Source organism: Marinobacter subterrani (assembly GCF_001045555.1).
Classification (GTDB): Bacteria; Pseudomonadota; Gammaproteobacteria; order Pseudomonadales; family Oleiphilaceae; genus Marinobacter; species Marinobacter subterrani.
The window spans coordinates 573,733-586,741 of sequence record NZ_LFBU01000001.1 but is presented as its reverse complement, the minus strand read 5'-3'; the positions used below and the strand labels follow the sequence as shown (position 1 = coordinate 586,741).

General features: G+C 53.8%; 11 protein-coding genes and 2 pseudogenes. 3 read left to right on the top strand and 10 right to left on the bottom strand.

The features are described from left to right. Positions 1–3 precede the first annotated feature (3 nt). The 5 genes from msub_RS22005 to msub_RS02720 form a co-directional block, all read right to left on the bottom strand. Positions 4–396 (bottom strand): hypothetical protein, encoded by a 393-nt coding sequence (locus msub_RS22005; protein ID WP_156182714.1) that lies wholly within the window; start codon positions 394–396, stop codon positions 4–6. A 687-nt stretch (positions 397–1,083) separates the two neighbouring features. Then, entirely contained in the window at positions 1,084–2,391 is a 1,308-nt protein-coding gene (locus msub_RS02735; protein WP_082146390.1) for a sensor domain-containing diguanylate cyclase, read from the bottom strand. 256 nt (positions 2,392–2,647) lie between these two features. Beyond that, the gene (locus tag msub_RS02730; protein ID WP_048494594.1) at positions 2,648–3,463 is read right to left on the bottom strand and encodes a DUF4145 domain-containing protein; all 816 of its coding nucleotides are present in this window, start codon (positions 3,461–3,463) and stop codon (positions 2,648–2,650) included. 542 nt (positions 3,464–4,005) lie between these two features. Next, positions 4,006–4,551, bottom strand: a complete 546-nt coding sequence (locus msub_RS02725; RefSeq protein ID WP_048494593.1) for a DUF6624 domain-containing protein — start codon at positions 4,549–4,551, stop codon at positions 4,006–4,008. Between the two features lie 108 nt (positions 4,552–4,659). Beyond that, the gene (locus msub_RS02720; protein ID WP_048494592.1) at positions 4,660–5,376 is read right to left on the bottom strand and encodes a hypothetical protein; all 717 of its coding nucleotides are present in this window, start codon (positions 5,374–5,376) and stop codon (positions 4,660–4,662) included. A gap of 200 nt (positions 5,377–5,576) precedes the next feature. Between msub_RS02720 and msub_RS21465 the strand changes: the two genes are divergently transcribed. Continuing rightward, a complete protein-coding gene (locus tag msub_RS21465) occupies positions 5,577–5,747 on the top strand; it encodes a hypothetical protein (RefSeq protein ID WP_156182713.1) in 171 nt (56 codons plus the stop codon). 48 nt (positions 5,748–5,795) lie between these two features. On the opposite strand, the gene msub_RS20935 is transcribed toward msub_RS21465, so the two are convergent. Together msub_RS20935 and msub_RS02715 are read right to left on the bottom strand one after the other, a co-directional pair. Further along, entirely contained in the window at positions 5,796–6,239 is a 444-nt protein-coding gene (locus msub_RS20935; RefSeq protein WP_082146528.1) for an SRPBCC domain-containing protein, read from the bottom strand. 111 nt (positions 6,240–6,350) lie between these two features. Next, on the bottom strand, positions 6,351–6,890 hold the full coding sequence (locus msub_RS02715) for a GNAT family N-acetyltransferase (RefSeq protein WP_197083777.1): 540 nt from the start codon (positions 6,888–6,890) through the stop codon (positions 6,351–6,353). 64 nt (positions 6,891–6,954) lie between these two features. Here msub_RS02715 and istA point away from each other — a divergent pair. Further along, positions 6,955–8,157, top strand: a pseudogene (gene istA / locus msub_RS02710) (IS21 family transposase); the annotation flags it as partial. Here istA and msub_RS22000 read toward each other — a convergent pair. From msub_RS22000 to msub_RS02690, 3 genes and pseudogenes are all read right to left on the bottom strand, one after another. Then, on the bottom strand, positions 8,048–8,332 hold the full coding sequence (locus tag msub_RS22000) for a DUF4041 domain-containing protein (protein ID WP_227506764.1): 285 nt from the start codon (positions 8,330–8,332) through the stop codon (positions 8,048–8,050). The pseudogene istA and the gene msub_RS22000 overlap by 110 nt on opposite strands. Positions 8,333–9,066: 734 nt before the next feature. Further along, positions 9,067–10,175: pseudogene (locus msub_RS02700) on the bottom strand (IS3 family transposase); the annotation flags it as partial. 159 nt (positions 10,176–10,334) lie between these two features. Next, complete coding sequence (locus msub_RS02690; RefSeq protein WP_227506620.1) at positions 10,335–10,991, bottom strand: tyrosine-type recombinase/integrase; 657 nt, start codon at positions 10,989–10,991, stop codon at positions 10,335–10,337. A gap of 400 nt (positions 10,992–11,391) precedes the next feature. Between msub_RS02690 and msub_RS22450 the strand changes: the two genes are divergently transcribed. Further along, positions 11,392–12,948: an NAD(P)H-dependent oxidoreductase gene (locus msub_RS22450; protein ID WP_197083776.1), complete on the top strand. Its 1,557-nt coding sequence runs from the start codon at positions 11,392–11,394 to the stop codon at positions 12,946–12,948. Positions 12,949–13,009: the final 61 nt, after the last annotated feature.

The window sequence follows — 13,009 nt, the reverse complement described above, 5'->3', positions numbered from 1 at the left end:
CGCTCAGAGTACAAAACCCACTCCAGTGTGATGGCCGTGTGAAAATCGGTCACGATCCCCGGAATGACCGGTCACGTTCGCCGGAATACGCAGCCCCTTTGGACCAACACCACCTATACCGTTATAAACAACACGAAAGCCATCAACCTGGCGATTGCAGATCATCCCCAAGTTCTTGCGACGAGCAGCGATTATGTTGATGGGCACTGAATTACGCTTCTGGCTTGGAACGGCTGAGCTAAGCTCGGCATTTGTGTAGCTGGTATATAGCCAGTAAAGACCATCCATCTTCGACGGTGGACCATTTGCTAGCTGGAGCCGATTGTCAGGCTTCGCAATCCTACAGAGACGCTCTTCCTGGATCCGATTTAGAGCTTCAAGTGTGAGCTGGAACATGTAGTTCGTGCGCCTTAACAGCTTATTAGTTTGAATTCGCATTAAACCGCAATCTTGCCCCCCGTCCAAACCTGGATCACGAGGCCAATTCCCAATCTAGTTCATAGAGATAGCAGACCTCCAGAACGGATTTTCCGGCGTTCCGTCCTGCAAAAAGTGTGCAGCGTGCAGGCTTGTGCAAGTTAAAACCACGCCCTCGAATTTTATGTCATTAAAACCAGGGGCTATAGATACCCCTCTGGGAAAAGAGTGCGCAGCCTGCAAATAAAACCGCACGAAACTGGCCGATTTCTGGTGTTTTTCATTATACGCCCAGTATAGCTACAGGCCGGTTTGCACCCCGAGTTCGCTATTGCGAGTCAGGTCTGCCGTTCGAGTTTTTGAAATCATGAAGGAACGAATTTTTGTCCGTTTTAGAGGTAGAAAAACGGGACCACCTGGAGCAATACGAGTGTCCGCTTTTGTTTAGCTGAGGTCCGTGAGTGATCTTGGTCGCAAAGCGAACATTCAGTCGGATAGACCAACACTTTCCCTTTGCGAAATGCAGCCTCTTTTTAGGAATATCCGCAGCAAAGGGGTAGAACCCATATCTCGGTGACTCAGGCTAAACCGATAGAAGAGCCAGACCGCGTAGCTGATGATTTCCAGCGGGAACCGGTGGCGCTTGTATGTGTTCATCGGCAGAGTTTAGCAAATTACACCAGTTAACTTGGCAGTACCCTTTGCCAGAGTATCCGGATTGAGCACAACACAGTTTTTGCCCTCAGACTTGGCTGAATACAGGGCGACGTCAGCCCTCTTTGCCATGCTGTCCATGGAAGAATCTGAACTTTCTAAATAGCTCGCGCCAATTGACACTGTGACAGCAATGGATACGTCCGGATCAATATTGATCCGGACCTCTGAAAGCTCAATACGGAGGCGTTCTGCGAGCTCCCGAAGCTCTAGCCCGGCCACTCCGGGAAGAAGTGCCACAAACTCCTCTCCGCCCCAGCGCCCCAATATGTCGATGTTTCGTAGCGCGTTGATAAAGCATTCGCCGACTGCACTGAGCGCACGATCCCCCGCATGATGTCCATAGGTGTCGTTGACTTCTTTGAAGTCATCTATGTCCAAGAACAGAAAGCCAAGGGGGATACTCAGCCGCTGGCAGGTGGCGAACTCTCTTTCTGCGAGGCTATTGAAATTATCCCGATTGTTGAGACCGGTCAGATAATCTATCTGCGCTTTGCGTATCAGCTCTTGTTCCAGTTCCTTGCGTTCAGTTACATCTACCAGAGTAGACCGGCTCATGATGAATTCTGACTGTTCATCGTAGATAGCTGTGCTGTTTAACCAGACCGTACGTTTCCTGCCGTTTTTCTGAATCAGTTCCAGTTCAAGGTCTTTCTGGCTGCCTAACTCTTTATAGTGCTCAAAATTTTCGGTATAAATATCTTGGCTGGCGGGGCTCAGATAGTTTTTGAAGGTTTTACCGATGACCTCTTCCCGGCTGCACCCCAACCATGAAAGTTCAGTGTTATTGATTTTGACGATCATGCCGTCGGCATCGACCGAGTGGTAACCGCAGGGGGCGTGGTTATATAAATCATTGAGTTCGCGAATAGATCGCAAAAGGGCAGCTTCTTTTTTCTTGGTCTCCGTGAGATCCCGAACGATGATCACGGTTTTGCGAAGACCGGATCCATCGACAATAACGGCTGAGCTGGTCCATCCAACAAAACGGTTGCCGTCACTCCGAATATAGGTGAGTTCGCCCTCCGTACTACCCTTTATTTCCCGCTCTTCCAGCATACGTGGAAGCTCCGGAGACGCAGAAGCGTCGATCAGACCGCTACGTCCAAAGAGGCAAATCTGAGCCTCGGTATATTTGAGCAGATTACATGCCGCAGGATTTGCTGCCAGAATCTGGCCGTCAGTTTCCGTGTAAAGCACAGCATCCATGCTGAACTCAAATAATAGACGGTAATGATTTTCACTCTGATGACGCGCCATATGACCGCCCGAGAAGCAGGACTTTAAGATTTTACTGGAGTGTACCTTTTCAAACGTTCGAAAAACCAGTTGTTGGACTTACCGCGGTGCAAAAGGTCCGCTTTGTGGTCATCAATTGTTGCTAAATGTCGGCTTTTGTTTAGGAGTTGGAGAGGCCTGGAACGGTCGCAAAGCGAACATTCAGACTTGGGGGTAACGCCAGTGGTAATGGGCGCCAACGGAGCAAAGCGTAGTTGGCGTCCCGTTGACCATTTGGTTAGGCACCTCGACCAGAATCGAAAAGCTCAACTCCGACTACGTACTGATCGTATTCCTGGTAGCCCTCGAGAAGTTCGTCCATGCCCTTCTTATCTAAAATGTACGTGCTCAGGTAAGGTTCATCCTGAAAAGGGGTTATAGTCGTCACTTTGTACTTTGCTCCCGAGTAATGCTGCTCGTCCTGCTTGCTAATGGGCCTTTTCTCCACAGCTTCACCCGGCAGGCCTCTGAATATTCGCCGTAGCTCAGCGATAACTTTCACACCCAAGTTTGCCAAGTTCTCTGCGTCACTAGCCTTGATCGATTCGCCGTGAATAGCTCTATTGGCAAGTGAAAGGACGTCACGAATACTGGAGAGCAATGCAACTGGAATAACACGCTTCTCGGCCAAATCGTTCATCAGCTTGGAAACCGGCACTCTATCGATATCGAAATCAGGCTGTTCGACCCGGAAATAGATGACTTTCATCATTTTCTCTAATTCGATTCGGAGCTTTGCCATACCGAGCTGAGGATCTGATTCAACGAGTTTTGGGATGTCTGAATGAACCTGACCCGGGATGCTGGGCTTTTCGATCTGCGAGAAGCTCAAGCTTTCACTCACTTTTTCGATTTCTCTTGATCCTATTTCAGCTTCGAACTCACCAAATTTTACCTTTTTTATTAGATCACTTAGGGGGGCCAAAATGATTAATACCAGCAATAAAATGCTGGTTGTGTCGACACGAAGATCACCCCAGCCGAAGGTGTGAATTACCAACAGGAGGAGCGCAAGAGCGCTCACGAAAATGGGGAGAATCTTACTCGTTTGCATCTAGCATCCTCGTGCCTAACGCTTTTGTTTAGCATCGCCCGGTCAGGGGCGTCCGGTGGAGGCCATCAGGCCGGAAAGAACTACAACTACTTGTTGTGCCTTTCAACCTCTTGGCCGCAAAATACTGTACATAAAAACAGCCATTATTGTACAATATTTGAGCAGCCAATCCGGCGCGCGGACAGTTGAGAAACTGATTATGGCCAGAAAACGAATCAAGGTAACGGTTGAAACCACCACAGGGCGCAATGAAAAATTTCACGATAATTGCACCGGTGCCGACATGACTCGATCCCAGTTAGTGAAGCAAATTGAGAGCGGTCGCTATCCCAATTACCACATCCGAGTCATAAACGGGATCAAGACACCAGTATCGAATCCTGACCCAAATGTTGAGAACAACCTAGACTAACCACCCTAATGGGAAAGGACTCCCATTCTCTAGACGATGCCGCGAATTACTCAGCCAGGCATAACGCAGAGTGCACCGGCGACCTTGACGCAGCGAAGCGGTGACAAGGGCGTCCGAGTGCCGCGTTTGATTAATTGGTTTGTTCGATATTGGCACGACGTTTCCGCTCCTGCTCAGTCATTTGTTCCTGGCGCTCCTCGATGGAGTTCAGCCCAAGACGCGCCCGGCGTTCATTAACCGTAGCAGAATCCTCAATCGGAAACGGTGTTGGCCAACCGTTTTCATCAATATCAAACTGGGTGCCGTAGTATTGAGGCTTGCCAGATAGCGTACGCACCCGATCCTGAAGGAATGCCACCTGCCAGCCCGCTACATCCTCTCTGGCAACGGCATCTTCTAGCAGGGAGACACACTCACCCATGAACTCAGGATCTGAAACAGAATGCTGAACGACCAGCCATGCAGCTTTGGCCGCCTCTTCCCCAACTAACGAAACGCCGGGCCAGCCGTGAGCACCAATAATCTCTTTCAGGCGAGAAGCATTCTGCTCATGCAGGGCTTTCATACGGGAATGATAAGACTCGGATGGCAGTTCTCCGGAATCGAAGAGTTGCTGCAACAACCGCTGGTCTTCTGTCCTCATCATGACCAGCTCATCCGCAAGATTCTGATTCATGGGCTCCTTCCCAGTTAACGAATGAGCACAGCGGCGACCTTGGAATGGCGCCGAAGGAGCCATGGAAAGGGCGTCCGGCGGCCAACGGCCGCGTACTGCTGCGCCTGGTTAGGCATTTCTCTGAACAACCTTCAACTCTTCCAAGGCCTCGATGATATTGGATAAACTTTTGTCAATTTTGGTGGAGATAGAACCATTTTCGTACAAATACGCAACAAGGTTGACGGTATTGTTAAAGCAGACCTCTGCGTTGGTAAAGCGATATGCAGAGAACTTCCAATCAACGGCCACATCAACATCTGGACGAGAACACGAATTCTCTAGTTTTAATGAAGGATGAACCGCCTTATCCCTGAATTTCATGACCTGATCGATACAGGCAAAAAATTCATTATAAGTTTCCTTTTTTAGTTTGTGAGTTCGACGAAATACCTCAGATATCTGCTTTGCCCTAGAGGTCTTTTTCTTTTTCCAAGCCTCGATTTCTTCTGCGCTCAATTTGGCATGAGGTCGCAACGTATCGTAAAGCCCGTCCAGTGCTATGCCACAAGCAACAATGACCTGCATTGATGGCGCAAGCTCGCGCATTAACAGCTGTTTTTGATTTTCCGACTCTTCGTCCCAGTGCTCAGGAATAGCAGTGGAGGCCAGCTTGGATTGCTTCAAATTGTCATGGGCAATTTTTAGCCAGATGGGAACAACATTATATGCTGTGGAAAGAACGAGATTCCCACTAGTCTTACCTTCATCGTCCACAGAAATGGATAGGTCTCCAGGCAAGACTCCAACTGTCATTCCTTTAAAAATCAGGACTCCATTGGGCACAAGAACACCTTTTCTGATCTTGCCTAACGCGGAGCGCAGCGGCGCCCTGTCAAGGGCGTCCGGCGACCGTAGGCCGCGTACTGACGCGACTGGTTAAATGCCGGTTACCCGTTGTTTTGTATTGGCACCCAATGCGGAATGCCTACTCCCGATACCTTGCACCAACCTGACCGATGGCGCTAGGAACCAGGACACTGTATGTGTGGAAACTGCCCGATGATTACGCCGGATTGCCCCACGACCTGAACAACAAATTACCGGCCAAAACCGGTGCCAGACTGAGGGCTGTGTTCTGCCTGCCGGCAACCACTGAAACCGCGCCAGAACACAACACCAAGAGCACCGGAGCAAGGCATTTAACGCTGGGCTAAGCCGCCGGGACGGAGCGCAGCGGAGTACCGGTCGGCTTGAGCCCCTGGTTATACGGCACTTCTAGCCTTCTCGAGAACGCGTGTGAGCCGATCAAGATTTTGCTCATTTGCGGGGCCTGCCCTTTCTTTGACTGCCTGCGCAGTTTGAGCATCTTCGAACACTTGATGCCAGGTTAGGTGCGTTTCACGACCTTCAGCAGTGAGCTCAACTGTGAGCCTGAAATTTGGCGGACAGTCATGGTGAATGACTATTTTCGAATTTGGTTCAAGTGCTTCGAACTTGCTCTCATTCTGATGGTCGGTTCCATCTGGGGCATGCATGACGAACTTCCAGCGTCCCCCTTCCTTGAACTCATGAATTTCGAACGTATTTGAAAAGCCCTCAGGTCCCCACCACGCGGCCAGCAATTCAGGCGACGCAAATGCCCCGTAAATTTCTTCTGGGGAGAAAGGCAAAGTTCTGGAGGTACGTAGCGTTCTGTCTTCAGTCATACATAGAACTCCAAGTTGCGTGGGATTCGTGCCGTATAACGCCCGCAGCATGCGCGGCCTTGGAATGGAGGCGAAGCCGCAATGGAAAAGCCGTCGCCGTGCCTGCACTGGTTAGGAAAGCTCCCGCTCCATAGAGTGAATCCCGACTTCAGTTTTGCAAATCCGGAACCCTAAGCGCTCATATAGAGCCACCGCTGGGTTTGCACAAAAAACACGAAGTCGAAGCAATTGAAAGCCTTCTTTCTGGGCGACAGCAATAGCGAAACTGATTGCCTGCGACCCCACTCCCTTATTTTGCCAATCCGGGGCGATTTGAAGGTCACGAATGTAATAGGCGCAACTATCATGACTCAATCGCAAGGTTCCGATCGCACACTCATCTATAGCTATCTCGTAGTTCTCAAATTCCTTCCAGTTCTCATCGAATAGCGCATGGTCCCAGCGAATCCCGAGTTCTTTGTAGTACGGCTCCATGTTTCGAAGAGTCAGTTGCTCAACAAAACCCTTGTTTTTCGCATGCCGGAATGTGGGTGCGTATTCCAGACCAAGGTTGCCACTGATTCCAGACCAAGCCTGCCACCCATTCCACGCGAAAGCTGCCACTGATTCCACGGCAAAGCTGCCACCCCGGCAGGCTGCCTGAAGCTCCATCAAAATCGTCCGGCGCGGGATAACTTAACGGTACTCTGACCCTTTTCATCCGGAGATGGGCCAGATGCCAGCGAAGAGGTTATCCATGCGTAAGATCAAAGAAGTTCTTCGCCTCAAGTGGGAGCGAGGGCTGAGCAACCGCCAGATTGCGGCGGCCTGTGGCGTCAGCCGCCCCACCGTGAGCGAATACCTGCGCCGCACGGTTGAGGCCGGTCTGAGCTGGCCGTTGCCAGCGGATCTGGACGAGGCCCATCTGGAGCAGCTGCTGTTCCCGCCACCACCGGATCTCCCGGCACAGGCCAGAGGCATACCCGACTGGCAACACATCCGCGACGAACTCACGGGCAAGAATGTCACCCTGTTCCTGCTGTGGCAGGAGTACCGGCAAGCCAACCCGGACGGTTATCAGTACAGCTGGTTCTGCGAGCACTACCGGACCTGGCGGGGCAAGCTGGACCTGGTGATGCGCCAGGACCATCGGGCCGGTGAGAAGCTGTTCGTGGACTACGCTGGTCAGACCGTGCCCGTCATTGACCGCACCACCGGAGAGATCCATGAGGCGCAAGTCTTTGTCGCGGTGATGGGCGCATCCAATTACACCTACGCCGAAGCCACCTGGAGCCAGACATTGCCGGACTGGATCGGCTCTCACACCCGGGCCTTCCAGTACCTGAACGGAGTGCCGGAATTAGTGGTCCCGGACAATTTGAAATCGGGGGTCACCAAGGCCCACCGGTACGAACCGGACCTCAATCCAACTTACCAGGATATGGCTGCCCATTATGGGATCGCCATCGTTCCCACGCGTGCCCGCAAGCCCCGCGACAAGGCCAAGGTGGAAGGGGGTGTGTTGATCGTCGAGCGCTGGATCCTGGCGGCGTTGCGCCATCACCAGCACTTCTCTCTGGGGCAACTCAACGCCACCATCCGTGAGCTGCTGGAGAGGCTGAACACCCGCCCCTTCCGCAAGTTGCCCGGCTGCCGGCGCGACCACTTCGAGCAGCTGGATAAACCGGTTCTACAGCCATTGCCCGCAGAGCCGTATGTCTACGCGGAGTGGAAAAAAGCCCGGGTCCACATCGACTACCACGTGGCCATCGACGGGCATTACTACTCGGTGCCCTACACCCTGATCAAGAAAGAGGTGGAGGTTCGCATCACTCACAACACCATCGAATGCTTTTACCGGGGCAACCGGATCGCCAGCCACCGGCGCTCCGACCAGAAGGGACGGCACACCACCATCGCCGCGCACATGCCCGAATCTCAAGCTCTTCTTCTTTTGCCTGAAGGTACTGGGGGGAGATAAGGACGTTTACCGTCTCGGCTAGCTTCTCAAGAGCTGTCACGCTCTTTTCAAGCTTGTTGATCGCGGTGTCGTAGCTGCCGCGGCGTATTTTGCTGCGAGCCAAGTCCACCTCTGCGTTGAACGCACCAATCATCAGCTTGTTGTAGGTTTTGATGAGGGTTTTCCCATCAGACTTGCTGCCGAACCAGCTCCATTCGGACAAGGAGGTGGTGGCCTTGTTGTTTTCTATCAAACGATACTGTTTATCGCGAATCTGTTGGATGGCCGCTTTGAGATCTTCATCGTCATCCGCTTTGAAATTCGGCGAGGGTAGCCCAGCTTTGATCTTTTCAACTTTGGTTTGAGCTTTCAGGTGAGCGTCGGTGAGTTTTCCGAGCATCTGACGGCCGTAAGCGATCTTCTCTTCGAGTTCGCCATTCTGAACGTACAGCGCTTCAATCAACTCTTCCGCAGAGCGTTCCGCTACCTCGGCTTCAACGGTCTGACACTTCGATTTCAGATGTTTAGAGCGGAGGAAAAGGGCTAAAGCCACAAAAGCCAGCGTACTAGCAACTACCCAAACGACCATGAGAGTTTCATTTGAAAGGGCATCCATCTCGATCAATCTCCATACTCACATTGGTTGCTTGCCAGGTTGGTTAAACTAGCACCTAAACTGATTGTCTGCGGGGTTATGGGACTAGTCTGGCTAGACTCCAACCTTTACTCACAAAGCTAACTCTTTTCTGTACAGGGGGAGCACAACAAAAAAGCGTAAAAAGACGGCGATGCCAATTGAGGTGGACCCCATCAGTTGGACAGCCTGAAGGTGCAGTTAAGCTCTGATCCGGTTTTATTCCCGGCTCAGGCGGCCAAGGCTATGGGTTGCCCGTAGTACACCTCATCGGGCGTTTGGTAATCAAGGGTTTGGTGGTACCGGGTCTGATTGTAATGCCGGAAGTACCGGTGGAGCGCCTGCTTCAAGTGTCGGCCATCCTCGAAGGCAGTGAGGTAGACACACTCGTGTTTGACGCTGCGCCAGAGCCGTTCCACGAAGATGTTGTCATGGTAGCAGCCCTTGCCGTCCATGCTGATCCGGATGCCATGATCTTTGAGAACGCTTGTGAAGGCCTCACTGGTGAACTGGACACCCTGATCGGTGTTGAAGATCTCCGGCGTTCCATGGCGCTGTAAGGCCTCCTCCAGGGCATCAATACAGAAGTCTGTGTCCATGGTATTGGAGACCCGCCAGGACAACACTTTGCGGCTGTACCAGTCGATGATGGCGACCAGGTACATGAAGCCCCGGGCCAGCGGAATATAGCTGATATCTGTTGCCCACACCTGGTTGGGGCGGTCGATTTTCAGCCCTTTGAGCAGGTACGGATAAACCTTGTGCCCGTCGCCCGGAATGCTGGTTCTGGGGCGTGGATACACCGCCTGAATGCCCATGGTGCGCATCAGGCGCTGAACCCGCTTGCGGTTTATCCGGTGGCCTTTGCGTTCCAGGTGGACACGCATCTTACGAGAGCCATAGTACGGCGTTTCCAGATGCTGCTGGTCAATCAGGTACATCAGATCCAGATCCTCCTGACACTGCTCACGAGGGACGTAGTACACCGACGAGCGGCTCAGTTTGAGCAGCTCGCACTGGCGCACAATGCTGACTTGGGGATGACCATGCTCGATCATCGCCAACCGGCGTTGACGGCTTACTGATCGAGCTTGCGCGACAAAAAATCGCGTTCCACCGTCAGTCGGCCGATCTCGCGATACAGCTCGTCAGAACTGGGCTCGTTGGACTGTTTACCGGCCCTTTTTTTGCCTTCGAAGAGGTCCGGGGCATTCTCCAGCAGCTCGCGTTTCCAAGTGCTGACCATGGTCGGATGGATCTGGAACCGGGCGGCAATTTCAGATGTGGTCTGGTCACCCTTGAGGGCGGCCAGGGCGACTTTGGACTTGAATGATGCGCTGTATTGCTTGCGTTTCTTGCTCATGATTCTCCTCCTTGTGGAGATGATGAATCAGAGCTTAGGCACCTGTCCAAATTTCGGGGTCCACTTCAAATGTTTGCTTTTTGTTTAATTGCCTACAACTCCACCAGGGGTCTCCTGGGCTCTCTACCACTCCGGCTCGGCTGATAGGTAGGCCTCACATTAATGAAACTCCACGCCTTCCAAAAAATGTGCGCCATCAAACGTTAACACATTCGTATAAACCTCTGTTGATTCGACACTTCTGTGTTCTAGAAGTTGGCTCACAAACTTCAATGGCCGCCCGTGCAGAAGCAGGTGCACGGCAAAGCTGTGCCGAAAGGTATGGCATCCGATCTTGAACGGCGGCTCCCCCCCCACCTGCTCGATCAGCCGATCGATGTTGGCGCTGACCGCCTGGCGTGTGATCGAAAAGATCCGCTCGTCCTTCCGAAACTTCCCCATCCACAGGTAGCTCTGGATCCGGGTCTGGAAGTCCCGGTCGAGGATCGGGATGAAGCGCTTGGGCGAGCGTTGCAGGCTGCGTTTGCTGGGCCGCCCGGCGCCTTGCTTGAGCGTCTTCAGGACCACCCCGAAGTCGTAGCCGTCGTCGTGGAAACTCGCTGGTGTGATGGCCAGGACCTCGGAGACCCGCGCGCCGGTGCACCACATCAGATCCAGGATCAGCCGGTGCATGGGGTGGGTCTCGGCCTCCAGCAGGGTCAGCACCTCGGGCTTGAGCAGGTGCCTGGGCATGGTGTCGAGGGTCTCAAGCAACAGGGGCCGTTTGTCGATGAGCCGATCCCAATCGATGGTCACCTCGGTGATCGGGAACGACACCAGCGGGCGCTCCTGAAACTCGAGCGAGCGCTTGTTTGGGCGTGGGCGCGGAAATCACAGCGCGCTGGTGATGAGTTTTGACATTTCCCCTCCGGGATTCTGTCAATTTAAGAGAGGAATTATGGGGCCGTTTGGGTGCCCTATTCCGACCGTTTCAGTATGGCAAGGGCATGGAAAACCGCAAGAAATGGGGCAAGTTGACGAACTACAGGGTAACGCCAACTACCAGAAAACTGGGCAGAAGGTGGTTTACTGGCTAAACTTCAACCAGCCATGGCGGGTGTGAGCGACTGTAAAAGGTTTGAAAAGCAGCCACAACCAGTTCAGCACATCGCACTCATCCCGATCAATGACGGCCGAAGTCATGTAAGACCGTAGCAAAGCGTTCAGGACGAACATCATGCTGACTGAGGAACTCGGACCGACTGAGCGGCCGATAAACGTGCTGGTTATTCTTGGGCATCCCCGAGCCGAAAGCTTTTGCGGAGCGTTGGCGGAGGCCTTCTGCCAAGGAGCGCGTGCTGCGGGGGTGCAACTGCGCAGGCTCGATCTCTCGGAACTGGATTTCGATCCTCATCTGCACACGCCCTCCCCCAACGATCAGCCACTCGAAGACGACCTGTGCCGGGCGCGGGAGTGTTTTCTGTGGGCGGATCACCTGGTGATCGTTTATCCCACCTGGTGGGGCACCGCTCCCGCCCTGCTCAAGGGCTTCCTGGATCGTTTGATGGCACCAGGCTTTGCCTTCAAAAGCTGCGAAGGCGGAATCGGCTATCAAGGGCTGCTGCAAGATCGCTCCGCACAACTGATCACCACCATGGACACTCCTCCACTTGTGCATCGGTTGCTGTACCGGCAACCCGGTAAGAATGCCCTGGCCCGGGCGACCCTGGGCTTTTGCGGCATACGCCCGGTGCGTTCGCTGGTGTTTGGCTCCGTCAAGCAGGCCAATCCGGATCAACGAGAAGCCTGGCTCGCGCGCGCCGAACGACAGGGCCGGCGGCTACAGCAGGGTCGGATCTCCTGGATGGAACGGCTGCGGCACAAAACTGGCGCCTGGCTGCGAAGCCTGCGACTGCAGTTCTATCCAATGTCCTGGATGGCCTATGCCATCGGCGCTCTCGCGGCCTCCCCTGGCAGCCCCGTGCTCGGAACGTCGGTGTTCTGGGCCGGCTATCTCTGCCTCTTCCTGCTGGAGGTGGCAACCGTGTTGGTCAATGAAGTGGTCGATCTGCCCACGGATCAGCGCAACCGCTACTTCAACACCTTCACCGGCGGGTCGCGCGTACTTGTTGATGGCTCGCTGAGCCTGCGGGAGGTCAAGACCGGGATTGGCGTTGCGCTGTTGGGCCTGTTGGCCAGCACGATCTGGCTGCTGACGCTATCGGCAGCCGCTCCGGCTGCCATTATTGCGGTGCTTGGCATCCTGACCATATTGGCCATAGGCTACACGGCGCCGCCACTGAAGCTCAGCTATCGCGGCTTGGGAGAAGCGGATGTGGCAGTCACTCACAGTATCGGCGTGCTGCTGTGTGGATACGTGTTCCTTGGCGGGGCCTTGAACGACCCCACACCGTGGCTCCTGGGCGTACCGATGTTACTGGGAATATTGCCTTCCATCACGCTGGCCGGCATCCCGGATCTCCAGGCGGACGCCTTGGCGTCCAAGGGTACCCTGGCGGTACGCCTTGGATTCAGGAACGCACTGCGTATCGCCCTCTTCTTCGTTCTGGTCTCCGCCGCAACTGCTCTGGCATGGCAGGTCTGGGGATTGGCCGGTGGCGCCTACAACGGCATTGCCTGGCTGGTCGTCCCGCACGCCGCGTTGCTGACGTGGCTCCTGTTTCGACACATCTGGACTGATCGCGCGGCTGGCCGCATTGATGGGCTGATGGTTGCTTCGCTTGGCTACGTAGTGTGGTTTGGACTGGTTCCATTGTTGAGGCTGGCACTCTAAGTTTCACAAGTAGTCGTGTTTCTTCACTTAACACTGGTGGCAAGCCGCGCTCCCAAACCAC

Coding starts and splice junctions, on each gene's coding strand:
- msub_RS02730 (WP_048494594.1), bottom strand. CDS start 3,463: ATGCAAACGAGTAAGATTCTCCCCATTTTCGTGAGCGCTCTTGCGCTC.
- msub_RS22000 (WP_227506764.1), bottom strand. CDS start 8,332: ATGATTGGTGCGTTCAACGCAGAGGTGGACTTGGCTCGCAGCAAAATA.
- msub_RS02715 (WP_197083777.1), bottom strand. CDS start 6,890: ATGGAGCTTCAGGCAGCCTGCCGGGGTGGCAGCTTTGCCGTGGAATCA.
- msub_RS22005 (WP_156182714.1), bottom strand. CDS start 396: ATGTTCCAGCTCACACTTGAAGCTCTAAATCGGATCCAGGAAGAGCGT.
- msub_RS22450 (WP_197083776.1), top strand. CDS start 11,392: ATGCTGACTGAGGAACTCGGACCGACTGAGCGGCCGATAAACGTGCTG.
- msub_RS20935 (WP_082146528.1), bottom strand. CDS start 6,239: ATGACTGAAGACAGAACGCTACGTACCTCCAGAACTTTGCCTTTCTCC.
- msub_RS02735 (WP_082146390.1), bottom strand. CDS start 2,391: ATGGCGCGTCATCAGAGTGAAAATCATTACCGTCTATTATTTGAGTTC.
- msub_RS02725 (WP_048494593.1), bottom strand. CDS start 4,551: ATGAATCAGAATCTTGCGGATGAGCTGGTCATGATGAGGACAGAAGAC.